This is a genomic window from Microvirga sp. jy35 (assembly GCF_056148915.1).
This window is the reverse complement of sequence record NZ_JBWBEW010000019.1, coordinates 15,143-35,497: the sequence shown is the minus strand read 5'-3', so window position 1 is coordinate 35,497 and position 20,355 is coordinate 15,143. Positions and strand designations below refer to the sequence as shown.

The window sequence follows — 20,355 nt, the reverse complement described above, 5'->3', positions numbered from 1 at the left end:
TGGCCGCCACAGGGCCGGTGATGACGGAAAGGTTCCGCCCCGCCAAACCACCCCCACCCCTGTCCCTCCCGCAAGGGGGAGGGATGAGCGGTTTGAAACTTTTCTGAACCTCTTCGCCCACAATGATGTTCACTCGATGAACCGTTCCATTCTGGCGTCCGCCGCACCGGAAGCCTAAGATGGCCGGCAGAGAGTTAGGAACCCATCATGCGGCATTGGCGCGGTCCGTTCGACCGGCAGGGCTATCACCACGGCAACCTGAAGGAGGCGCTGATCGAGGCGGCGCAGCGCTTCATTGCCGAGCGGGGAATCGGCGGGTTCACCCTGGCCGATGCGGCCAAGCTCGTGGGCGTGACGCCGGCGGCCCTCTACCGGCACTTCCGGGGCCGGGACGCCCTGGTGGCCGAGGTGGCCTTCCGCGGCTATGACGAACTCGCCAAGCGGCTCGGCCGGGCTTTGCAGAGCGACGGCACGGCGCTCGAGCGCTTCACCCGCATGGGCGAGGCCTATCTGGCCTTCGCTGAGCAGGAGCCCGGCTTCTATACGGCCATGTTCTCGGCGAAGCCTGCCGAGGGCGAGGCCTGTGCGCCGTTCTGGGCCAAGGCTGTGGAAAGCGGGGGCAAGCCCTCCGGGAATGCGTTCGACTTCCTGGTGAAAGCGCTCGCCGACACCTTTCCGGAAGGCTTTCAGACCGTCGACGCCCGGTTCATCGCCGTTGAGGTCTGGGCCCTCTCCCACGGCATCGCCACCCTCGACGCTGCGGGCCAGCTGCCGAAGGGGCCTGGCCTTCCCGACAAGTACGAACTCCTGCGGGCGGGCGTCCTCGCCCTCGTGCACGGAGCCCTCAAGGGCAAGCCTTAAGCTCCCTCTCGATTTTTCGAACCGGATCTCTTGAAAGCGCCTAAATCGATCCGCATGTTAATGTTGTTAGCATTAACATAGGACCCTTCTCGATGTCAGATTCTGCCTCCGCCGCCTGGAATGCGGGCCCGCACGCGGGGCCGTGGGAAAACCGGACCAACCGCCGCAGCGGGCGCAAGCCCGGCCGCGGTCTGGAGATCGCCGGCATCATTCTGGGCTTCATCTTCGTCTGGCCGCTCGCGCTGGCCTATCTGGTGTGGAAAATGTGTGGATATCCGAAATACGACGAGGCCAAGACCTTCCTGAACGAGACCTTCGGCCGCGCCAAGGACGATCTCTTCCGCTCCCGCGGCCCGGCCGGCTTCGGCGGCTTTGCCAGCACCGGCAATGCGGCCTTCGACGACTACCGCCGCAGCGAGCTGGAGCGCCTCGAGGAAGAGCGCCGCAAGCTCGACGAGGAAGCCCGCGACTTCCGCAACTTCGTCGAGGAGCTGAAGCGGGCCAAGGACCGCGAGGAGTTCGACGCCTACATGGCCAAGCGCCGCGGCAACGGTCCGACGAACGTCTAAACCAGTCGATGAGCAATTGGAGCGCCCTTCGGGGCGCTTCATTCTTTAAAGCGCACATTCTCCGGCATGGCCGGGCTTGTCCCGGCCATCTCGATTGGAAGAGCGCTGCGGTCACATGATCGGGATCACCGGCACAAGGCTGGTGATGACATGGAGGGTTCAACCCCTCTGCAAGCACCCCGCCGCCAGCTTCACGAAGGCGCGCGCCCGGTGCGACAGGCCCGAGGGCTCAGGCTTCGACCAGTCAATGCCGTGCTTCTCCTCGGAGGAAATCTCCCCGAAGGTCTCGGTGAAGCCGTCCGGCTGGAACATGGGATCGTACCCGAACCCCTTGTCGCCCCGGGGCGGCCAGACCACCTCGCCGAAGATGCGGCCCTCGAACAGCTCCTCGTGCCCGTCGGGCCAGGCAATGACCAGGGCCGAGACAAAATGCGCCTGCCGGTCGGTGGCTTCGCGCTTCTCCAGCTCGCGCATCACCCGTTCCATGGCGGCATGAAAGTCCTTGCTCGGCCCGGCCCAGTCGGCCGTGAACAGGCCGGGCGCGCCGTCGAGCGCATGAACGCAGAGCCCGGAATCATCGGAGAGCGCCGGCAGGCCCGTGGCCCTGGCGGCCGCATGGGCCTTGATGGCGGCGTTCTCGGCGAACATGTGCCCCGTCTCGTCGGGGACGGGGAGGCCGAGCTCGCCGGCAGAGACGGCCTCGATCCCGAAGGGCGCGAGCAGCTCCTGCATCTCGCGCAGCTTGCCCGCATTGTGGGTGGCGATGACGACCTTGCCGGTCAGGGCACGATGAAGACTCATGTTTCTCTCATCCAGTCAGTGTCATTCCCGGCCGGAGCGCAGCTGAGGGGAAGGAAATCCACCCCAGGCTCAGCGCTATGGATCCCCTTCCCTCGCCTGAGGCTCGCCGGGGATGACAGAGAGGTCGTGGCTTAGGCCACGGCCTTCTTCTGCAGGTCCACGAGCTGCGCTACCCCGGCCTTGGCGAGGCGCAGCAGGTTCAGGAACTCCTCCTCCGAGAAGGGCTTGCCCTCGGCCGTGCCCTGCACTTCGACGATGCCGCCGGAGCCCGTGATCACGAAATTGGAATCCGTCTCGGCCGCCGAATCCTCGGCGTAATCGAGATCGAGCACCGGGGTGCCCTTGTAGATGCCGCAGGAGATGGCGGCGACAGGCTCGCGCAGGGGGTTGATCGAGATGATCGAACGGCTCTGCATCCAGGCGAAGCAATCGTGCAGGGCCACCCAGGCGCCGGTGATGGACGCGGTGCGGGTGCCGCCGTCGGCCTGGATCACGTCGCAATCGACCACGATCTGCCGCTCGCCGATGGCCGGCAGGTTGACCACGGCGCGTAAGCTACGGCCGATGAGGCGCTGGATCTCCTGTGTGCGGCCCGACGGCTTGCCGGAATTGACCTCGCGGCGGGTGCGCTCATGGGTGGCGCGGGGCAGCATGGAGTATTCCGCCGTCACCCAGCCCTTGCCCGTTCCGCGCAGCCACGGCGGGCCCTTCTCCTCCAGCGAGGCGGTGCAGATCACCCGGGTGTTGCCGAAGGAGATGAGGCACGAGCCCTCGGCGTAGCGCGCAACACCGCGCTCCAGGGTGACGGGCCGCAATTCGTCGGGGGCACGGTTGGACGGACGCATGGCGGGATTCTCTCCTTCAAATCTCGTGATTCACGCCTGTTTGAGGCCACCGGGCGCATTGTGCAAGGGTCAAGCCTTGCCGAAGAGCCCTCGGACCCGCACATAATGACGGTCTGCCGGGTCGAATTGTCGAAAGAGCGTAGAACCTATCGGATGCACGCCAACGGTCCCTTTTCCCATCTGTCGGAAGCCCGCGCCATCGCGGAGCTGAACGACCGTTCCCGCGAGATCTTCCGCCAGATCGTCGAGAGCTACCTGATTACAGGCGAGCCCGTGGGCTCACGCCACCTCTCGCGCATCCTGCCGATGACGCTCTCGCCGGCCTCGATCCGCAACGTGATGGCGGACCTGGAGGCGGCAGGCCTGATTTTCGCTCCCCATACCAGCGCCGGGCGCCTGCCTACAGAGTCGGGCCTGCGCTTCTTCGTCGATGCCATGATGGAGATCGGCGACGTTACTTCCGACGAGCGGGCCCGCATCGAGGCGCAGATGCGGGCGGCCGCCTCGGGGCACACCATGGAAACGGCGCTTGCCGAGGCCTCGGCCCTGCTCTCGGGCGTCTCGCGCGGCGCGGGCGTGGTGGTGACCTCCAAGTCCAATGCCCGGCTCAAGCACATCGAATTCGTGCGGCTCGACCCGACCCGCGCCTTGGTGGTGCTGGTCTCCGAGGACGGTTCGGTGGAAAACCGCCTCCTCGATCTGCCCGCGGGTCTTCCGGCCGGAGCCCTCGTGGAGGCCGGCAATTTTCTCAACGCCCGCATCCAGGGCAAGACGCTCAGCGACATCAAGGTCGAGATCCAAGCGCGCCGCGGCGACATGGAGCGCGAGCTCGATGTGCTCACCGCAAGGCTCGTCGAGGCGGGGCTCGCCACCACGGTGGGACCTGTCGAATCCCGCCAGCTCATCGTGCGCGGCCAGGCCAATCTCCTGGACGACCTGAAGGCGGTGGAGGACCTGGAGCGCATCCGCCTGCTCTTCTCGGATCTCGAGACGCAGACGGACGTGATCGACCTTCTGAGCCGCGCCGAGGGCGGCGAGGGCGTGCGCATCTTCATCGGTTCGGAGAACAAGCTGTTCTCGCTCTCCGGCTCATCGATGATCGCCGCCCCCTTCCGGGACGGCAGCCAGAAGATCGTCGGGGTTCTGGGCGTCATCGGCCCGACGCGGCTCAATTACGCCCGCATCGTCCCGATGGTGGACTACACCGCCAAGGTGATCTCGCGCATTCTGGATAAGGGACGCTAGATCGCCCCTCGCCTGCTACGGCTTCGGCGGCAGGGGATCGGGCACCTTGTTCTTCACCGGAGGAACCTGGCGTAGATAGGCGAAGACCGCCTTCAGGTCGTCGTCCGTCATCTTTCCATAGGCCGGCCACGGCATCGGCGGCAGGATCTGCCGGCCCTGGCCTTGGTGGCGCCCCGTGCGCATGGTCTGGATGAACTGCTGCTCGGTGAAATCCCGCAGCACGCCGGTCTCGGGGTCCGGGGTGAGGTTGGCCGAGAAGCTCACGCCCCAGGGGCCGGACCAACCTGTCGAGGTTGGATTCATGGCGCCGCTCCAAGGCGGCGAGATGCTGGCCGGCGCGGTAATCGTCAGATCCTGCGGGTGACCTGACAAGGCTCGCTTCATGTCGGGCTCCGGCCCGCCGGAGCCCGTGATCCAAGGCGTGTGGCAATCGTGGCACCCCGCAATCGACACCAGGTATTCGCCACGCTTCACCTGCGCTCCGGCACTGTCCTGAGCAGAAGCGGTGCTGGGCACCAGCAAGGCAGTCGTCAACATCAACGGCAGGGCGCGAGGCATGGTCATCTCCCTTCTTCGTTTGCGTGAGCTTGCTGAATGGAAGCATCGTTTTCTGCGATCCACCGATAGAGCAAGCGCACAGCTTCATCGTCGATCAGCTCGGTTCCGAGGGGCGGCATCTGCAAGGCGGAGTAACGGGAGGAAACCCGCTCCATCAGCCCGCTGCGCTCAGGATGCCCCGGCGCGACGCGCAACACGGCATCGGGCGATTGGCCGGGAGCAGGCTTCTTCACGGATTGCCCGACGGTGGTTGCAATGGCCGGTTCGACTGCCGTTTTGACGCTGTGACGGAGGAAGAGCCCGATGTTCTGCAGCGAACCGCGCTCATTATGGCAATGCCCGCAATTGCCGTGCATGTAGCCGAGAGCGGCGCGCTCCGTTGCCGTTGCCCCCGCGATCCGAGGGGGCGTATCGAGAACGGCCTCGGGCAGGCCGACGAGCAGGCCTCTGTCGACCAGGTAGGAGAGATCGACGCCGGGATCGGGCCGGAACTCGGCATGCGGCGCACCGGCATCCCGATCCGGCGACAGCTGCAGCGTGCCGAAGCCAAGAACTTCGGAGGGCCCTCCCTGATGGCACGCCTTGCAGTCGGCCACCCCCGGAATCGTATGGGAGCGCCCGCCTGCGAGCGGATACGCGCCACGCTTGCCTCGTGCCGGAACGAGCTGCGCCTCGCGGCCATCGGCGCTCCAGGCATAGGCGGCATAGAGCCATTGGCCGTCGGCCCGGCGCTCGAGGTAGCGCGTCTCGACCTTTTGGCCGTTGAAGGAGAACTCCTTCCAGAAGCGCGTGCCGACCGGGAAGATCCAGGCCTCCGGATCGGACCCGTCGATGGCTGTGCCCGGCGGCAGCGAGATCCACCGGCGCTTGGCGGCGCCGTCGCTCCACAAAGGGTACTGCGGTGCAAAGGCGAGATGCGCGGGATCGACCTGCAGGGTGCCGGGATCGGCATAGAGGCCGGTCTCCCGGAGCGTCGGCGGAGGATTGTCGGTGGCGGGCTGCGGAACGGCCGGCAGGGTGGAAAGGACGCCCGCAGCCAGGATCAGCATCGCCCCGACGGCTGTCGAGCGACGATCCGGACCGGATCCCGACCCTCCCACGGCGGCAATGACCTTGGCCATGCACGTCTTCCTTCTTCCAGGACGAACGCATGCCGATCGATACGCCTTTTCCCCTCGCGCTGCGGTGATCCTACGCACCTGCGCATCGTGTGCCTAAAACTCTTCGGAGGTGGCCCTTCGGACGGCTGCGGTCTCGAAAGGGATCAGGTGTTGGCGCTCAATGAGCGCCGAGATTCCTGGCAACGCCACCCTAGTCGAGAAGCCGGGCACCCACCAAAAGGAGGGGCCAGCCTCGCGGCCGGTCACTGAGGCGCTCGAAACCCTGGAAAGAGCCCGCGCGACACCGCCTTCCCTTGGCATAAGGGGGCCGGGCTGCTATTGCCCGGCAAACAGGGTTTCACGCCCGCCAGAGTTTACTGATGACCACGCGCAGCTTCGACAATATCCGCAACTTCTCCATCGTGGCCCATATCGACCACGGCAAGTCCACGCTCGCCGACCGCCTGATCCAGACCACGGGGGCGCTGACCGCCCGCGAGATGACGGAGCAGGTGCTCGACAACATGGATATCGAGCGCGAGCGCGGCATCACCATCAAGGCGCAGACCGTGCGCCTGGAATACAAGGCGCAGGATGGCAAGACCTACATCCTGAACCTAATGGACACCCCCGGCCACGTGGACTTCGCCTACGAGGTCTCGCGTTCGCTCGCCGCCTGCGAGGGCTCGCTCCTGGTGGTGGATGCAAGCCAAGGGGTGGAGGCGCAGACGCTGGCCAACGTCTACCAGGCCATCGACGCCAACCACGAGATCGTGCCGGTTCTCAACAAGATCGACCTTCCGGCCGCCGATCCGGACCGGATCAAGGAGCAGATCGAGGAGGTGATCGGCATCGACGCCTCGGAGGCCGTGCCGATCTCGGCCAAGACCGGCCTCAACATCGAGGCCGTGCTGGAGGCCATCGTCACCAAGCTGCCGCCGCCGAAGGGCGATCCGGACGCGCCTCTCAAGGCCCTCCTGGTTGATTCCTGGTATGACGCCTATCTCGGCGTGGTCGTGCTCGTGCGCATCATCGACGGCTCGATGAAGAAGGGCTCGACCATCAAGATGATGGGTACGGGCGCATCCTACAGCCTCGACCGCGTCGGCGTGTTCAATCCGAAGATGACGGAACTCGCCCAGCTCGGCCCCGGCGAGGTCGGCTTCTTCACCGCCTCGATCAAGGAAGTGGCCGATACCCGCGTCGGCGACACCATCACCGACGAGCGCAAGCCCACGGCCCAGGCGCTTCCGGGCTTCAAGCCCGTGCAGCCGGTGGTGTTCTGCGGCCTCTTCCCGGTGGATGCCGCCGAGTTCGAGAACCTGCGGGCCGCAATGGGCCGCTTACGCCTCAACGACGCCAGCTTCTCCTACGAGATGGAAACCTCTGCGGCGCTCGGCTTCGGCTTCCGCTGCGGCTTCCTCGGGCTGCTCCACCTCGAGATCATCCAGGAGCGCCTGGAGCGCGAGTTCAACCTCGACCTCATCTCCACCGCACCGTCCGTGGTCTATCACCTGAAGCTGCGCGACGGCTCGACCATCGAGCTGCACAACCCGGCCGACATGCCGGACGTGATGAAGATCGAGACCATCGAGGAGCCTTGGATCCGCGCGACGATCCTCACGCCCGACGATTATCTCGGCTCCGTGCTCAAGCTGTGCCAGGAGCGCCGCGGCGTGCAGATTGACCTGAACTATGTCGGCAAGCGCGCCATGGTGGTCTACGACCTGCCGCTCAACGAGGTGGTGTTCGATTTCTACGACCGGCTGAAGTCGATCTCGAAGGGCTATGCGTCCTTCGACTACCACATCTCCGACTACCGCGAGGGCGACCTCGTGAAGATGTCGGTGCTGGTCAATGCCGAGCCGGTGGACGCGCTCTCCATGCTGGTCCACCGCGACCGCGCCGAGGGCCGGGGCCGCGCCATGTGCGAAAAGCTCAAGGAACTGATCCCGCCGCACATGTTCCAGATCCCGGTCCAGGCGGCCATCGGCGGCAAGATCATCGCCCGGGAAACCATCCGGGCCCTGCGCAAGGACGTGACCGCCAAGTGCTACGGCGGCGACGCCTCGCGCAAGCGCAAGCTCCTCGACAAGCAGAAGGAGGGCAAGAAGCGGATGCGCCAGTTCGGCAAGGTCGACATCCCGCAGGAAGCCTTCATCGCCGCCCTGAAGATGGATACGTAAGGCGCGTCTGCATCATTTACTGAGGTCCGAAGGCCCAGCTCACCCGTGGCTGGGCCTTTTCCAGTACGATGGCCTTGCCTAACCGAACATCGGAGCATTCCCCTCCCCGCGGAGTCCAACCCAGGCACGGGGCTTGGTCTCTTGCCGCTGCGATTACACCAGCAGCGATTGCGCGCCGTCGATCCAGACCGGCGTGCCGGTGATGTGGTGGGCGCGATCAGAAGCGAGGAAGAGCACGAGCTCCGCCACCTCCTCGCTCGTGCCGGGCTCCTCGCCGGTCAGCGGAATCGGGCCTTCCGGGTACTCGGCGGGAACCTCCGCCTCCTCGGTGTTGCGCTTGTCCGTGTTCTCCATGATCTCGGTGCCGATCTTGCCGGGGCAGACCACGTTGACGCGGATCTTGTGCTTGGCGAGCTCCACGGCCAGCATCTGGGCCATCGCCACCTGGGCGGCCTTGGTGGCGGAATACGCCGTGGCGCCCGCGCTCGTGAAGGTGCGCGTGCCGTTGATGGAGGCCGTGATGACGATGGAGCCGCCCGCTGTCTTCAGGTGCGGCACTGCATAGTGGATCGTCAGATAGGTGCCGCGCAGATTCGTGTTGATGGTACGGTCCCATTCCTCCGGCTGCAGCTCGTCGATGGGCGCCCAGACGCCGTTGATCCCCGCATTGGCGAAGACGATGTCGAGCCGTCCGTAGGCCTGGACGAGATCGGCCACGGCCTTTTTCATCTGGCTTTCGTCCCCCACATCGGCAACGAGCGGGATGGCCTTGCCTCCGGCCCGCTCGATCTCCTGCGCGGTCTTGCGGATCTCGTCGTCCGTATGACTGAGCACGCCGACCATGGCTCCCTCGCGGGCGAAGCACAGGGCCGCCGCCTTGCCGATGCCGGATCCTGCGCCCGTGACCAGCGCGACCTTGCCTTGAAGCTCCATAGTCTTTCCTCCGGTGATGGGATCGTCCTGTCACTGAACCGGAGGAGCGCCGGCTTGTTCCCGGCGCTTCAGGCGATGCCGACGCGCCGTCTTACGGCATCCACCACCGGCTCGCCGTCCTCCTTGACGAACTCGCCCTGCTGCGGCGGCAGGATGTCGAGCACCGCTTCCGATGGACGGCAGAGCCTGGCGCCGAGCGGCGTGACCACGATGGGCCTGTTGATCAGGACCGGGTTCTCCATCATGGCGTCGAGCAGCTGATTGTCGCTGAGGGACGGATCGTCGAGGCCGAGTTCCTGATAAGGCGTTCCCTTCTGGCGGATCACATCGCGGACGCTCACCCCCATGCGCGCGATGAGCTGGCGCAGGAGCAGGCGCGTGGGCGGGCATTTCAGGTACTCGACGATGTGCGGCTCGATTCCCGCGTTGCGGATCATCGCAAGCGTGTTGCGGGAGGTGCCGCATTGGGGATTGTGGTAGATGATCACATCCATGGCTGATCCTTGGTCCTTGCGCGAAGACGATTGCGGTCCGGCTACCGTGAATGGCTAACGGGCAGACGGGATGTGTTCAATACCGATTTGGCTTCAGCCGTGGCAGGCCGCCCTGCCCTGCACCTGCAATCGCGTCAGCAGCCGCTGCGCGAGAGCATCATAGGCCGCCTGAGTTTCCACGCCGTCGACGGAGAGCTCGAGCACCCATTCGGCCGAGAGCGGAACGATGAGTGCACCGACCGTCATGCTCTGCGATGCGCTCGGCAGGTTGACGTCGGTCCAGGTTGCGGACCAGCGCGCGGCCTTTCCGTGGGACGACAGGGAGACCGATTGCGCGGGACGCCCGAGAAGCTCCTCGTAGTCCCTCTGCAGGATGGCCGCGTCGCGGCTTGCGAGATCCGGCTGCGGCAGGTCGCGGAGCTCTCCGGCGGAGCGAAGGCCGATGCCGATCTCCACATCCGAAAGGGCGGACTTCAGCCCTCGAGCGGTGGGGCGCCACTCCTCGGGGAGTGAGAAAGAGAAGCAGAGACCCGATGGGACGGCACCCGACACCGAAGTCTGCCGTATCATGGGATCGAAGCGCACCTGAACAGGTTCGCTGCTCATCGGCTCATCAAGCGGCCCATTCGCGGCCTGCGTGCCGGAAGCGCAGGAGAGCAGGACCAGAATCGCGGCTTGGCATGCCCCTGCTCGCCAGGATTTGACGCTACGCACTCGATCCTCCCACTGGGACGGCCCCTCATCTTCATGGCAACGCATTGGAACTGCGCCGGTTGCCTCGGGGACCTGTGATCTTGAGTTGCCGGAGATGGGCCCTACCTCGCTCAGGAACGGAAAGAACCTGGAGAGACTTCATGCAGGCCTTCATACGCGCCTCGCTCATCGCGGCCACCCTGCTCGCAGCAGGCCAGGCGACCGCCGCCACCTGCCGGGATCCGGCAGGTTTCGAGAAATGGCTCGACGACATCGCGCAGGAAGCCGTGGCACAGGGCATCTCGGCCCAGGCCGTCCAGAAGGGCCTGTCCGGCGTCACCTTGGATCAGAGCGTGATCAAGAAGGATCGCGGCCAGGGCGTGTTCAAGCAGAGCTTCGAGCAATTCGCCGGCCGTATGGTGTCCGCCGGCCGCCTCAAGGGCGGCGCCAACATGCTGCAGCGGCATGCGGGAACGCTCTCCCGCATCGAGCAGCGCTTCGGCGTGCCGGCTCCGGTGCTCGTGGCGATCTGGGGGCTCGAGACCGATTTCGGCGCCGTGAGGGGCAACCTGCCGGTGATCCGCTCGGTCGCGACGCTGGCCTATGATTGCCGGCGCTCCGACTTCTTCAAGGCACATCTGTTCGATGCGCTGAGGATCGTCGAGAGGGGCGACCTGTCTCCGGCCGAGATGCGCGGGGCCTGGGCGGGCGAAATGGGCCAGACCCAGTTCATGCCGTCGTCCTATGTGAAATACGCAGTCGACTTCGACGGCGACGGGCGCGCTGATCTCCTGCGCAGCCCGGCGGACGTGCTCGCCTCGACGGCCAATTATCTGCGAGGGCATGGCTGGGTGAAAGGCGCCGACTGGGAGCCGGGCACCCCGAACTTCGAAGCCATCCGAGCCTGGAACAAGTCGCAGGTCTATGCGAAGACCATCGCCTTCTACGCGAAGAAGCTCGCGGGCGAAGACACCTCGGCCTTCGCGACTCAGTGATATCCTGGAAAAAGGCGGGCTCAGGGCCCGCCTTTTTCATACGACGGGTCAGCCGCGGGCGCGGGCGCGGATCATGAAGGTGTCGAAGGCGTATTCAGCCACCTGGAACCAGAGATACTCCTCGTTCCGGAAAGCCTTGTAGCTGTCATAGAGCTTCTTGAAGTCGGCGTTCTTGGCCGAGGTCTCGTCATAGACCTCGTTGGCTGCCTTGTAGGCCGCATCCATGATCTCCTGAGAGAACGGACGCAGCTGCGCTCCGGCGCCGATGAGGCTGCGGAGGGCCGCCGGGTTCTTGGCATCGTACTTCGCCTGCGTGTCCACATTGACATAGCCGGCCGCTGCCTGGAGGGCAGCCTGATAGGTCTTGGGCAGCTCGTTCCACTTCTGCAGGTTGATGTAGAAGTGGATGGCGGGGCCGCCTTCCCAGAAGCCAGGATAGTAGTAGTACGGGGCCACCTTGTTGAGGCCGAGCTTCTCGTCGTCGTAGGGAGCGACCCACTCGGCGGCGTCGATGGTGCCGCGCTCCAGCGACGGATAGAGATCGCCGCCGGCGATCTGCTGCGGCACGACGCCGAGCTTGCCCATGATCTGTCCCGCGAGACCAGCGATGCGCATCTTCAGGCCCTGCAGGTCCTGGACGGCCTTGATCTCCTTGCGGAACCAGCCGCCCATCTGCACGCCGGTATTGCCTGCCGGCAGAGCGTAAACGTTGTGCTTGGCGTAGAACTCGTTCAGCAGCGCATTGCCACCGCCGTGGTAGAGCCAGGCGTTGGTCTGGCGTGAATTAAGGCCGAAGGGCAAGGTCGTGCCGATGGCGAAGGTCGGGTCCTTGCCGACATAGTAGTAGGAGCAGGTGTGGCCCATCTCCACCGTTCCGCCCGCGATGGCATCGAGGGCCTGAGGAGCGCCGACGATCTCGCCGGGTGCGAAGGGCTGGATCTGGAACTTGCCGTCCGTGGCTTCGGAGACGAGCTTGGCGAGCGTCTCGCCGCCTCCGAACAGGGTATCGAGGGATTTCGGGAAGGCCGAGGTCAACCGCCAGCGGATTTCCGGATTCGACTGGGCGATGGCCGGAGCGGCGATGGCGGTCGATGCCGCGCCGATCGATGCAGCTTGGAGGAATGCACGACGTTTCATGGGCGTCCCTTTCGTTCGTTTACGCTTCAAGGCGCATACGAGACAGAAAGTTTCCCGCAAGCGCGCTCAAACGTAAAAAGTTGAACGGCCCCTATAGCGAGCCTTCGGAAAGAAGGCAGAGCTTTCGAAGCAGGGACTTCATGCGCATGGCGCATGCGTGACCGGCCACAGGAACGTCAGGCGGCATCCTAGAAGATCAGCTCGCCCGCCCCCCAGGCCAGCAGAATGAAGATCACGAAGATCAGCAGGAAGATGCCGAACAGGACCTTGGCGATGCTGCGGGCCCCGGAGGCGATCCCCGTGAAGCCCAGGGCACCGGCCACGAGGGAGATGACGAGGAAGATCAGAGCCCATTTGAGCATGTCGGCAACCTTTATCGTTTACTGTCCAGCTCCTGGCATAAGCGCTCAAGCTTGATCGGGTTCCCGCATGCGCCCGGAAGCCGGAAGCTGCCTTCTAGACCACGATGGTAATCTTCTCCGCCGCTCGTGTCAGGGCGGTGTAGAGCCAGCGGCTGCGGTGCTCGCGGAACGCGTAGGATTCGTCGAAGAGCACGAGATCGTCCCACTGGGATCCTTGAGCCTTGTGCACGGTCAGCGCGTAGCCATAGGTGAACTCGTCCGATTCCTTGCGCAGGACGAAGGGCACCTCCTCCTCGGTGCCCTCGAAGAAAGCCTTGTGCACGGCCACTTCCACGGACCGGCGACGGACATCGTCGTCGGGAAGCACATCCATGCGGATGAAGTCGTTGCGGATGCCGCGCAGGGCCTGGATGGTCCAGGTGCCGCCATTGAGCAGACCCTTGGTCTTGTCGTTGCGCAGGCAGACGAGCTTCTCGCCCGCTGCCGGCATGGGATCGCGGTAGCCGTTCAACTCGCGCAGGCGGGTGTTGTAGAGGCGCCGCGTCTTGTTGAGACCGACCAGCACCTGATCGGCCGCCATGACGGCGGCGGCATCGATCTCGCGACGGCGGATGATGCGGCTCTCTCCATGGATGCCCGGCTCGAGGCGCCCGCCTTCGCGGACCTGCATGGAGAGATGGATGATCGGGTTGTCCTTGGCCTGGCGATGCACCTCCGTGAGCATCACGTCGGGCTCGCCCTCCGTAAAGAAGCCGCCGCCCTTGACCGGCGGCAGCTGCGCCGGGTCGCCGAGCACGAGAACGGGCTGCCCGAAGGACAGGAGATCGCGACCCAGCTCCTCGTCCACCATGGAGCATTCATCGATGATGATGAGGTCGGCCTTGGAGGCCGGGCTCTGGCGGTTGAGCACGAATTGCGGACCGTTCTCGTCCGACTCCCGCGAGCGGTAGATCATGGAATGGATGGTGGAGGCATCCGTGCAGCCCTTCGTGCGCAGCACGAGCGCCGCCTTGCCCGTATAGGCGCCGAAGGCCACGTCGCCATCCACGTGCTCGGCGATGTGCTTGGCAAGCGTCGTCTTGCCGGTGCCGGCATAGCCGAACAGCCGGAACACCGGGCGGTCACCACGGCGCAGCCAGTCGGCGACGGCTTTCAGGGCTGCATCCTGTTGCGGTGACCAGGTCATGCGGAGCGTGCCTCGCGGTTCAAGGAATAGAGAAGACCGACGATGATGCAGAAGCTTCCCAGGAAGACATAAGGATCGAGCGGCTCGCCATAGAACTGCCAGCCCACGAAAGCGATCAGCGGGATACGCATGAAGTCGAGGGGTACGACCATCGTGGCGTCCCCCTGACGATAGGCATTGGTCAGGCAGTAATGCGCCAGCAGGCCGCCGAGGGAGATGCCGATCAGAGGCAGCACGTGGGCCTGCTCGACCTGAAGCCAGAAGGCTCGGCTCACGCCCGCGAGGTTCATGGGCAGCTGCAGCAGGTTCATGAAGAACAGGATCGAGAACGTGCTCTCGGTCATCGTGAGGCGCTTGGTCATGATGGCCACGAGGGCGAAGCTGAAGGCCACTCCGAGCATCAGGAAACTGGCCGGCTGCAAGGTTTCCAGCCCCGGCCGCAGGATCACGAGAATGCCGATGAATCCAAGGATGACCGCCACCAATCGCCCTCGGGTCATCTGCTCCTTGAGCAGGGGAATCGCCAGCAGCGCCACCCAGGCCGGTGTGGTGAATTCGAGCGCGAAGACCGTTGCGAGCGGCAAGAGCGTCAGGCCGAAAGCCCATCCATCGGTGCCGGCGAAGTGCAGGACGTTGCGCATGAGATGCAGGCGGAAGCGCCGCGGCTTCAGGCCAGGCCTCACCTCAGGCCTGACGAGCGCAAGAGCGAGCAGGATCATGACGCCGGCGGCATTGCGGACCGCCAGCATCTCGAAGATCGAGAAGGTGGGCGCGAGCGCACGCACGGCGATAGCCGTTGCCGAGAAGGCGAGGAGCGCTCCGCTCATCCAGAGGACGACGGCAAGGATGCGGCGTTGGGGCACGATGGACCAGACGATGTGAATGCCTCTTCCGCTTACCCTGCCACTTCTGCGGCGTGAAGCCTTCATCGACACGAAGCCTCCAGCGACCAAGGCGCGCATGAGCGATCATCTTCGATCCGGCGGGCCACACCTCGGACGATGAATCATCGAACGTGATTCTTGACGCGAATGGAGGCTCCCATGCCGCACGTCATGCCGCGGAGACGATTTTTTTCGAACCATGTCAGAGCGCATCGTCGGATGCATGAAATGCCCTGATCTTCCCTCTCGGAGTGAAGAGGATTCCACCGCGGCGTTGAACGTTCTTGAAGATGTTCGAATACTCGCGCAATGACAGAGATCAACTTTCGACATCATATAAGCATCTGAATACTAATGATTTTTTCAACAGTACGCGACAGCCTCACTGGCTGGCCGATGATGCCGAAGCCTCTGAAGAAGAGTCCCTAACTGCCTCATCGTGCACCCGATATTGAGTCTTGCATCCGCAAGTGAAGAGAGCAGCGCCGGGCAACATATCCACAGAAAAAGTGCGCGTTCTACTGTCTACACTTTCCGTTATTCGGAACCCCCTTGGTATAACGACGTTGCCTTGCAAGCGTGACGGTTGCACGCGAAGGCCCTTGAAGGAGGCGGCAATGCCGACAGATACCAAGAACCCGCTGACGATGCTGTTCACGGGTGACACCGGTGCGACCAGCACCAAGAAGACCGCGAAGAAGAGCAGCTCTCGCAGCGGCTCCTCCAGCACCAAGAAATCGGGCTCGAAGAGCTCGGGCGCCAAGAAGACGACGGCCAAGAAGACGGCTGCGAAGTCGACCTCGAAGTCGGCCTCGAAGTCTTCGGCCAAGTCCGGCGCCAAGAAGACCACGGCGAAGAAGACGGCTGCCAAGAAGACCTCGGCCAAGTCGGCCGCCAAGTCCTCGGCAAAGTCCGGCGCCAAGAAGACCACCGCTAAGAACACAGCGGCGAAGAAGAGCACCGCCAAGAAGACCGCGGCCAAGAAGTCGACCGCCAAGAAGACTTCGGCCAAGTCGACCTCGTCGGCAGCCCGCAAGTCCTCGTCGGCTCGCTCCGGCGCATCGCGCTCTTCGGCCAAGAAGACTACTTCGCGCAGCTCCAGCCGCGGCGCGGTGAAGTCCTCGTCCCGCAGCTCTGCGTCCAAGTCGCGCAGCGCTTCCAAGTCGGCGCCCAAGCGCGCTGCCGCCGCTTCGAGCCGGACCTCTTCCACGAAGAAGTCGGGCAATGTGGCCAAGCGCTCGTCCGGCTCCCGTTCTTCGAGCTCGCGTAAGAGCCCCTCGAAGTCCAAGCGTTAAGTCGCACATGCCGCACGCGCCGGGATAGGCTTCCCCATCGTCCGGCGCATGCACAAAAAAATCGCCCGGTGAAAGCCGGGCGATTTCTTTTTGCAAGTTGGGGTCCGGTTAGCGGCCCGTGCTCATCGGGTCGCTGGCACCCCAGTAGGGGGTGGCATTGTAGTAGCGGTGGACGTGCTCCTCCCATTCCCGGTCATAGGAGGCATCGTGCCCTTCCGCACTGCGCCGGGGGGCGCCGCGCAGCTGATCCTCGGAGAGATTCAGCTCATACGCGTCGAGCTCGGTATTGTACTTCAGGACGCTCCAGGGAAGCGTGTAGTATTCCTCGCCGAGGCCCATGAAGCCGCCGAAGCTCATGACCGCATAGGCCACCTTGCCGGACCGCTTCTCGATCATCACACGCTCGATCGTCCCGATCTTCTCACCGTCCGAGCGGCGGACGGGCGTTCCCTCAACCTTGTCGCTGGCGATCAGGCTATGGGTTTCGCGAACGTCGCCACTCTGTGCCGTCGTCTCCATCATCTCGCTCCTTCGTCTGTGAGATCCTAAGGCAACGCTCGGGTTGAAAACCCGGTTCCGATTCCGCGTCCCCCTTCTCCAGGCATTCCAAGGCTTTGCCCCTGCGCCAAGCGCTGCCTTAGGAACCCCCTTACCGCCCTCACGTTGATCAACGTTTTCGGAAACGTGAGAATATGAGGGAGATTGCCATGGCGGTTCGCCAGAAGCCGGTCGAGGAGCAGGTGGTCGTGATCACCGGCGCATCCAGCGGCATTGGACTTGCAACAGCGCACCTGTTTGCCGAGCGCGGCGCCAGAGGCCTCGTCCTTGTGGCGCGCAACGAGGAGGCCCTGCGCAAGATCGCCGACGAGCTCAGCCATGGCCGCACCCGCGCCGTCGCGGTGGCGGCGGATGTGAGCAAGCGGGAGGACCTGGAGCGTGTGGCGCGCACGGCGATCGACACCTTCGGCGGTTTCGATACCTGGGTGAACGATGCAGCCGTCGCCCTGTACGGGAACCTCAACGAAATCCCCATGGAGGACCAGCGGCAGCTTTTCGACGTGAACTACTGGGGCGTCGTCAACGGCTCCATGATCGCAGCCGACCACATGCGCCGGCGCGGCGGCACCATCATCAATGTCGGCAGCGTCCTGTCCGAGCGGACCATGATCCTGCAGACCCAGTATTCCGCCTCCAAGCATGCGGTGAAGGCGTTCACCGACGGTCTGCGCATGGAGCTGGAGAACCAGGATGCTCCGATTGCGATCACGCTCATCAAGCCCTCCTCCATCGACACGCCTTATGTCGAGCATGCCCGCAACTACCTCGATCACAATAACGCCGTTCCTCCGCCGGCCTACGATCCGCATCTCGTCGGCAAGGCGATCGTGTTCGCGGCAGAACACCAGCGGCGCGAGATCACCGTCGGCTTCGGCGGCTGGATCATCGGCGCCATGGGCAAGGTGGCCCCGCGGCTGATGGACAAGGCCATGGAGTGGACGGGCTACGGCTCGCAGACGACGGATCAGCCGGAGCGTCCGGGTATGCGCGACAACCTCTATCGGGCCCGCGAGGACGGCGACGTGTACTCGTCCCTTCCCGGCGAGCCGCGCAAGACGAGCCTGCTTCTCGAGGCGCAGCTCCACCCCTTCGTCACGGCAGCTGTTCTGGCAGGCGTCGCGGCCGGCATCGCAGCCCTGTTCGTGCCCTCCCTGGCAGGAGGCGGACGCCGGCGCCAGGCCAAGCGTCCGACGCCGCGCTACCAGCCCACCATGCGGCGTACCGGCAACGGCCACGACAAGCGCACCTTCGGTCCGGGCCATGTGAGCCAGCGCGGCCCCTATGAGGGCCGTCCGCAGCCGCGGCACTGACGGCATGAAGGGGGCCGGACCTCGGATCCGGCCCCTCCCTGGATAGCGACAAGATGGCCGCCGGAGGCACGTTCCGAAGTGGAGGGATGCGGGTTAGCCTTCCCGCATGAATCCGATTCGCTTCTCCGCCATCGCGCTCGCTCTGGTCATCGGGGGCTCTGCCGCCGCGCAGGACAAGGGCACCCTGAACCCGAAGCCCCTGCCGCCGATCGTCAATCCAGGCGATCCGAAGCTGGCCGCCAAGGAGCTCTTCGGCCGGCGCACCACGCCGGCCGACCTGCGGCCGCGCTCCATCGGCGGCTATGCCCGCGGCTGCGTCGCAGGCGCGGCAGCCATCCCGATCGACGGCGACAACTGGCAGGTCATGCGCCTGTCCCGAAACCGTAACTGGGGCCACCCGCAGCTGATCGACTTCCTGCAGCGCTTCGCCACCCGGGTTCCCTCCGTCAACGGATGGCCGGGGCTCCTCGTCGGCGACATCTCGCAGCCGCGCGGCGGCCCCATGATCACAGGCCACGCCTCGCACCAGATCGGCCTGGACGCGGACATCTGGCTGACCCCCATGCCCAACCGCCGCCTCACGCGGGCCGAGCGGGAAGAGATGTCCGCGACGAACATGGTGCGGGACGACTGGCTCGACGTGGATACCAACCGCTGGACGCCGCAGCACACCGCCCTCATCCGCGCCGCCGCGCAGGAAAGGAGCGTCGCCCGGATCTTCGTGAACCCCGCCATCAAGAAAGCCCTCTGCCGCGAGGCGGGTGCGGACCGCGGCTGGCTGACCAAGGTGCGTCCCATGTGGGGCCACAACTACCACTTCCACATCCGCCTTGCCTGTCCGGCCGGCAGTGCAGGATGCTCCGATCAGGATCCGCCGCCCGGCGGCGACGGCTGCGGAGCGGAGCTGGCGGCCTGGTTCACGCCCCAGATGCTGAATCCCAAGCCGGGCAAGCCCCGCCCGCCCTTGACTATGGCGCAGCTGCCCAACGAGTGCCGCGGCGTTCTCGAGGCGCCTGACGGCCCCTGAATAAAAAGAGAGCGGCTCGCCCCTGCTGGAAGCGAACCGCCCTCTCGCGTCTTGAGAATGAACGGATCAGCCTACTCGGCCGCCACATCGACGCCGACCGGGCAGGACACGCCCGTGCCGCCCAGACCGCAATAGCCATTGGGGTTCTTGGCCAGGTATTGCTGGTGATAATCCTCGGCGAAGTAGAATGGCCCGGCCTCGACGATTTCCGTGGTGACCGGCCCATAACCCTTGGCGGCCAGCGCCTGGGCATAGGCGGCCTTGGAAGCCTCGGCGGCTTTGCGCTGATCCTCGTCGAACACGTAGATCCCCGAGCGGTACTGGGTGCCGACATCGTTGCCCTGGCGCATACCCTGGGTCGGGTCGTGGCTTTCCCAGAATGTCCTGAGCAGGGCGTCGTAGGAGATCACCTTCGGGTCGAAGACCACCAGCACCACCTCGTTATGGCCGGTGAGACCTGAGCAGACCTCCTCGTAGGTCGGGTTCGGCGTGGCGCCGGCCGCGTAGCCGGCTGCGGTGATCCAGATGCCGTCGCCCATCTGCCAGAACTTGCGCTCCGCGCCCCAGAAGCAGCCGAGACCGAACAGGGCCTTCTCCATGCCGTCCGGGTAGGGCGGCAGCAGCGGGCGGTTGCTGATGAAATGCCGCTCCGCGGTCGGGATGGGGCTGGACCGGCCCGGCAGGGCCTCGGCGGCGTTCGGCAGGTCGGTGCGTTTACGGAAGCTGAACATGGGGGATCCTCGCGTGACCCCGCTTATGTAATCATCACCCTGTTCTGACGGGAGGGGCCGCCTGCCTCACCTTGCTGTGAAAGCCTCAGCGCTCGGCCAGATATCCGATGGGCTCGAGAGGCCTCTGGCCCAGCCACAGCAGGAATGCGCCGAGAATGAAGCCTGTCACGGAAGCGGGCAGCTGAAGTCCGTAGGTGGCGATCGGTTCCCACAACCATGGATAGCTACGCTGCGCGACGCCTCCCTCCAGCCCGGCCATGCTTCCAGGGAAGATGACGCCGGCCACCTTGCCGACGGGAGCGAATGATACAGCATTGTTGACGATGGATCGGGTCCCATCGATGACCAACCCAACAAATCCTGCTGCGATGAGCAGGAGGCCGAGGCTACGCGCTAAGAACTTCAAGGGAGGATACCTCTCCAAACAGAGGGGAGATTATCTAATCTCTTTTGTCGCAATGGCAAAGGCGATTCAGGATGATTTGTCCCAAGTTCGGTCTTGCCTTTTGCCCCGATTTGGCGATACACGGGCGCTCCGCAGATGGAAGCGGAGAACCTGACCAGCCGGCCGGACCGGCGCGCGAG

General features: G+C 64.8%; 22 protein-coding genes. 7 read left to right on the top strand and 15 right to left on the bottom strand.

Translation table 11 applies throughout. The features are described from left to right. The first annotated feature begins 207 nt into the window (after nt 1-207). Entirely contained in the window at nt 208-861 is a 654-nt protein-coding gene (locus AC0QTX_RS15370) for a TetR/AcrR family transcriptional regulator (protein WP_474604690.1), read from the top strand. A 92-nt stretch (nt 862-953) separates the two neighbouring features. Further along, a complete protein-coding gene (locus tag AC0QTX_RS15365) occupies nt 954-1,430 on the top strand; it encodes a DUF2852 domain-containing protein (protein ID WP_474604689.1) in 477 nt (158 codons plus the stop codon). A gap of 159 nt (nt 1,431-1,589) precedes the next feature. Here AC0QTX_RS15365 and rdgB read toward each other — a convergent pair whose 3' ends face one another. Both rdgB and rph read right to left on the bottom strand, forming a co-directional pair. Beyond that, nucleotides 1,590-2,231, bottom strand: coding sequence for an RdgB/HAM1 family non-canonical purine NTP pyrophosphatase (gene rdgB / locus AC0QTX_RS15360; protein WP_474604688.1), 642 nt, complete (start codon nt 2,229-2,231; stop codon nt 1,590-1,592). A gap of 131 nt (nt 2,232-2,362) precedes the next feature. Then, on the bottom strand, nt 2,363-3,076 hold the full coding sequence (gene rph, locus AC0QTX_RS15355) for a ribonuclease PH (RefSeq protein ID WP_474604687.1): 714 nt from the start codon (nt 3,074-3,076) through the stop codon (nt 2,363-2,365). A gap of 153 nt (nt 3,077-3,229) precedes the next feature. On the opposite strand from rph, the gene hrcA reads away from it, so the two are divergent. Beyond that, complete coding sequence (hrcA, locus tag AC0QTX_RS15350) at nt 3,230-4,321, top strand: heat-inducible transcriptional repressor HrcA (RefSeq protein WP_474604686.1); 1,092 nt, start codon at nt 3,230-3,232, stop codon at nt 4,319-4,321. A gap of 15 nt (nt 4,322-4,336) precedes the next feature. Here the strand turns inward: hrcA and AC0QTX_RS15345 are convergent, their stop codons facing one another. Together AC0QTX_RS15345 and AC0QTX_RS15340 are read right to left on the bottom strand one after the other, a co-directional pair. Continuing rightward, nucleotides 4,337-4,879, bottom strand: coding sequence for a c-type cytochrome (locus AC0QTX_RS15345; protein WP_474604685.1), 543 nt, complete (start codon nt 4,877-4,879; stop codon nt 4,337-4,339). Nucleotides 4,880-4,881: 2 nt separating this feature from the next. Beyond that, nucleotides 4,882-6,000: a hypothetical protein gene (locus AC0QTX_RS15340; RefSeq protein ID WP_474604684.1), complete on the bottom strand. Its 1,119-nt coding sequence runs from the start codon at nt 5,998-6,000 to the stop codon at nt 4,882-4,884. Nucleotides 6,001-6,359: 359 nt separating this feature from the next. On the opposite strand from AC0QTX_RS15340, the gene lepA reads away from it, so the two are divergent. Continuing rightward, nucleotides 6,360-8,165: a translation elongation factor 4 gene (lepA, locus tag AC0QTX_RS15335; RefSeq protein ID WP_474604683.1), complete on the top strand. Its 1,806-nt coding sequence runs from the start codon at nt 6,360-6,362 to the stop codon at nt 8,163-8,165. Nucleotides 8,166-8,318: 153 nt separating this feature from the next. On the opposite strand, the gene AC0QTX_RS15330 is transcribed toward lepA, so the two are convergent. The 3 genes from AC0QTX_RS15330 to AC0QTX_RS15320 form a co-directional block, all read right to left on the bottom strand. Beyond that, complete coding sequence (locus AC0QTX_RS15330; RefSeq protein WP_474604682.1) at nt 8,319-9,098, bottom strand: SDR family oxidoreductase; 780 nt, start codon at nt 9,096-9,098, stop codon at nt 8,319-8,321. A gap of 68 nt (nt 9,099-9,166) precedes the next feature. Next, nucleotides 9,167-9,592, bottom strand: a complete 426-nt coding sequence (arsC, locus tag AC0QTX_RS15325) for an arsenate reductase (glutaredoxin) (RefSeq protein WP_474604681.1) — start codon at nt 9,590-9,592, stop codon at nt 9,167-9,169. A gap of 93 nt (nt 9,593-9,685) precedes the next feature. After that, nucleotides 9,686-10,306 (bottom strand): hypothetical protein, encoded by a 621-nt coding sequence (locus AC0QTX_RS15320; RefSeq protein ID WP_474604680.1) that lies wholly within the window; start codon nt 10,304-10,306, stop codon nt 9,686-9,688. Nucleotides 10,307-10,446: 140 nt separating this feature from the next. On the opposite strand from AC0QTX_RS15320, the gene AC0QTX_RS15315 reads away from it, so the two are divergent. Beyond that, entirely contained in the window at nt 10,447-11,280 is an 834-nt protein-coding gene (locus tag AC0QTX_RS15315; protein WP_474604679.1) for a lytic murein transglycosylase, read from the top strand. A 48-nt stretch (nt 11,281-11,328) separates the two neighbouring features. Here AC0QTX_RS15315 and AC0QTX_RS15310 read toward each other — a convergent pair whose 3' ends face one another. From AC0QTX_RS15310 to AC0QTX_RS15285, 6 genes are all read right to left on the bottom strand, one after another. Next, complete coding sequence (locus AC0QTX_RS15310) at nt 11,329-12,417, bottom strand: TRAP transporter substrate-binding protein (RefSeq protein ID WP_474604678.1); 1,089 nt, start codon at nt 12,415-12,417, stop codon at nt 11,329-11,331. 188 nt (nt 12,418-12,605) lie between these two features. Continuing rightward, nucleotides 12,606-12,779: a DUF1328 domain-containing protein gene (locus AC0QTX_RS15305; RefSeq protein WP_036347532.1), complete on the bottom strand. Its 174-nt coding sequence runs from the start codon at nt 12,777-12,779 to the stop codon at nt 12,606-12,608. 94 nt (nt 12,780-12,873) lie between these two features. Continuing rightward, nucleotides 12,874-13,965, bottom strand: a complete 1,092-nt coding sequence (locus AC0QTX_RS15300) for an ATP-dependent DNA helicase (RefSeq protein WP_474604677.1) — start codon at nt 13,963-13,965, stop codon at nt 12,874-12,876. Then, nucleotides 13,962-14,927, bottom strand: a complete 966-nt coding sequence (locus AC0QTX_RS15295; RefSeq protein WP_474604676.1) for a DMT family transporter — start codon at nt 14,925-14,927, stop codon at nt 13,962-13,964. Before AC0QTX_RS15295 ends, AC0QTX_RS15300 begins: the two co-directional genes overlap by 4 nt. 304 nt (nt 14,928-15,231) lie before the next feature. Beyond that, a complete protein-coding gene (locus tag AC0QTX_RS15290) occupies nt 15,232-16,137 on the bottom strand; it encodes a hypothetical protein (protein ID WP_474604675.1) in 906 nt (301 codons plus the stop codon). A 115-nt stretch (nt 16,138-16,252) separates the two neighbouring features. Further along, complete coding sequence (locus tag AC0QTX_RS15285) at nt 16,253-16,663, bottom strand: PRC-barrel domain-containing protein (protein ID WP_474604743.1); 411 nt, start codon at nt 16,661-16,663, stop codon at nt 16,253-16,255. Between the two features lie 188 nt (nt 16,664-16,851). Between AC0QTX_RS15285 and AC0QTX_RS15280 the strand changes: the two genes are divergently transcribed. Both AC0QTX_RS15280 and mepA read left to right on the top strand, forming a co-directional pair. Next, complete coding sequence (locus AC0QTX_RS15280; protein WP_474604674.1) at nt 16,852-18,012, top strand: SDR family oxidoreductase; 1,161 nt, start codon at nt 16,852-16,854, stop codon at nt 18,010-18,012. Nucleotides 18,013-18,118: 106 nt separating this feature from the next. Then, nucleotides 18,119-19,039 (top strand): penicillin-insensitive murein endopeptidase, encoded by a 921-nt coding sequence (mepA, locus tag AC0QTX_RS15275; RefSeq protein WP_474604673.1) that lies wholly within the window; start codon nt 18,119-18,121, stop codon nt 19,037-19,039. 71 nt (nt 19,040-19,110) lie between these two features. Here the strand turns inward: mepA and msrA are convergent, their stop codons facing one another. After that, the gene (msrA, locus tag AC0QTX_RS15270; protein WP_474604672.1) at nt 19,111-19,770 is read right to left on the bottom strand and encodes a peptide-methionine (S)-S-oxide reductase MsrA; all 660 of its coding nucleotides are present in this window, start codon (nt 19,768-19,770) and stop codon (nt 19,111-19,113) included. Between the two features lie 85 nt (nt 19,771-19,855). After that, nucleotides 19,856-20,176, bottom strand: a complete 321-nt coding sequence (locus AC0QTX_RS15265) for a PetM family of cytochrome b6f complex subunit 7 (protein ID WP_474604671.1) — start codon at nt 20,174-20,176, stop codon at nt 19,856-19,858. Between the last annotated feature and the right edge of the window lie 179 nt (nt 20,177-20,355).

Coding starts and splice junctions, on each gene's coding strand:
- AC0QTX_RS15370 (WP_474604690.1), top strand. CDS start 208: ATGCGGCATTGGCGCGGTCCGTTCGACCGGCAGGGCTATCACCACGGC.
- AC0QTX_RS15365 (WP_474604689.1), top strand. CDS start 954: ATGTCAGATTCTGCCTCCGCCGCCTGGAATGCGGGCCCGCACGCGGGG.
- rdgB (WP_474604688.1), bottom strand. CDS start 2,231: ATGAGTCTTCATCGTGCCCTGACCGGCAAGGTCGTCATCGCCACCCAC.
- rph (WP_474604687.1), bottom strand. CDS start 3,076: ATGCGTCCGTCCAACCGTGCCCCCGACGAATTGCGGCCCGTCACCCTG.
- hrcA (WP_474604686.1), top strand. CDS start 3,230: ATGCACGCCAACGGTCCCTTTTCCCATCTGTCGGAAGCCCGCGCCATC.
- AC0QTX_RS15345 (WP_474604685.1), bottom strand. CDS start 4,879: ATGCCTCGCGCCCTGCCGTTGATGTTGACGACTGCCTTGCTGGTGCCC.
- AC0QTX_RS15340 (WP_474604684.1), bottom strand. CDS start 6,000: ATGGCCAAGGTCATTGCCGCCGTGGGAGGGTCGGGATCCGGTCCGGAT.
- lepA (WP_474604683.1), top strand. CDS start 6,360: ATGACCACGCGCAGCTTCGACAATATCCGCAACTTCTCCATCGTGGCC.
- AC0QTX_RS15330 (WP_474604682.1), bottom strand. CDS start 9,098: ATGGAGCTTCAAGGCAAGGTCGCGCTGGTCACGGGCGCAGGATCCGGC.
- arsC (WP_474604681.1), bottom strand. CDS start 9,592: ATGGATGTGATCATCTACCACAATCCCCAATGCGGCACCTCCCGCAAC.
- AC0QTX_RS15315 (WP_474604679.1), top strand. CDS start 10,447: ATGCAGGCCTTCATACGCGCCTCGCTCATCGCGGCCACCCTGCTCGCA.
- AC0QTX_RS15310 (WP_474604678.1), bottom strand. CDS start 12,417: ATGAAACGTCGTGCATTCCTCCAAGCTGCATCGATCGGCGCGGCATCG.
- AC0QTX_RS15305 (WP_036347532.1), bottom strand. CDS start 12,779: ATGCTCAAATGGGCTCTGATCTTCCTCGTCATCTCCCTCGTGGCCGGT.
- AC0QTX_RS15300 (WP_474604677.1), bottom strand. CDS start 13,965: ATGACCTGGTCACCGCAACAGGATGCAGCCCTGAAAGCCGTCGCCGAC.
- AC0QTX_RS15295 (WP_474604676.1), bottom strand. CDS start 14,927: ATGCGCGCCTTGGTCGCTGGAGGCTTCGTGTCGATGAAGGCTTCACGC.
- AC0QTX_RS15285 (WP_474604743.1), bottom strand. CDS start 16,663: ATGGAGACGACGGCACAGAGTGGCGACGTTCGCGAAACCCATAGCCTG.
- AC0QTX_RS15280 (WP_474604674.1), top strand. CDS start 16,852: ATGGCGGTTCGCCAGAAGCCGGTCGAGGAGCAGGTGGTCGTGATCACC.
- mepA (WP_474604673.1), top strand. CDS start 18,119: ATGAATCCGATTCGCTTCTCCGCCATCGCGCTCGCTCTGGTCATCGGG.
- msrA (WP_474604672.1), bottom strand. CDS start 19,770: ATGTTCAGCTTCCGTAAACGCACCGACCTGCCGAACGCCGCCGAGGCC.